This is a genomic window from Photobacterium lipolyticum, from assembly GCF_003026475.1.
Taxonomy (GTDB): domain Bacteria; phylum Pseudomonadota; class Gammaproteobacteria; order Enterobacterales; family Vibrionaceae; genus Photobacterium; species Photobacterium lipolyticum.
The window spans coordinates 1-887 of the sequence record NZ_PYMC01000050.1; the positions used below are offsets into that span (position 1 = coordinate 1).

Here is an 887-nt window from a genome sequence, read left to right on the forward strand (position 1 = left end):
CGTATGAAGCTGATCAACGGCGAGAACGGCGCTTGGGGCTGTACTTTCGTCGGTTACTGTTCTGAAGTTTGTCCGAAGAGCGTTGATCCGGCAGCAGCGGTTAACCAGGGTAAAGTTGAATCTTCTAAAGATTTTGTTATTGCCATGATTAAGCCTCAGGAGGCATAAGGATGAGCAACCGTAAACCTTACGTTCGCGAAATGACACGCACCTGGTGGAAAGATCACCCTTTCTACCGCTTCTATATGGTTCGTGAAGCAACAGTTTTACCACTGATCTTCTTCACGATCTGCCTGACCTTCGGTCTGGGTAGCCTGGTGAAAGGTCCTGAAGCGTGGGCTGGCTGGTTAGATTTTATGTCTAACCCAGTCGTTGTGATTTTGAACATTCTTGCGCTTCTGGGCAGCTTGTTCCACGCACAAACATTCTTCAGCATGATGCCTCAAGTAGTGCCGATTAAAATCAAAGGCAAAGCACTTGATAAAAAAATTGTTGTACTGGCGCAGTGGGCTGCAGTGGCTGCTATCTCACTCTTCGTTCTAGTGCTAGTTTAAGGAGAACCACGTGGTAAATCTAAATCCTAAACGTTCTGACGAGCCGGTATGGTGGGGTCTGTTTGGTGCTGGTGGTACTTGGTTCGCAATGCTAACACCGGTAACTGTACTTGTTCTGGGTATCATGGTGCCGCTAGGCATGATTGATGCTGAAGCGATGAGCTACGAGCGTGTAACAGGCTTCGTCACCAGCATTATCGGCGCACTATTTACTATCGCTACGCTGGCACTACCAATGTGGCATGCCATGCACCGCCTGCACCACGGTATGCATGACCTGAAATTCCACACCGGTGTGGCAGGTAAAATCGCGTGTTACGCGACGGCATTCCT

At 49.0% G+C, this 887-nt stretch carries 2 protein-coding genes and 1 pseudogene; all 3 read left to right on the forward strand.

Going from position 1 to position 887, the window contains the following annotated elements:
- Positions 1 to 168, forward strand: a pseudogene (locus tag C9I89_RS22240) (fumarate reductase iron-sulfur subunit); the annotation flags it as partial.
- Positions 169 to 170: 2 nt separating this feature from the next.
- The gene (gene frdC, locus C9I89_RS22245) at positions 171 to 554 is read left to right on the forward strand and encodes a fumarate reductase subunit FrdC (protein ID WP_107285497.1); all 384 of its coding nucleotides are present in this window, start codon (positions 171 to 173) and stop codon (positions 552 to 554) included.
- 10 nt (positions 555 to 564) lie between these two features.
- On the forward strand, positions 565 to 887 hold a 323-nt coding region (gene frdD / locus C9I89_RS22250; protein WP_107285498.1), incomplete at its 3' end, for a fumarate reductase subunit FrdD.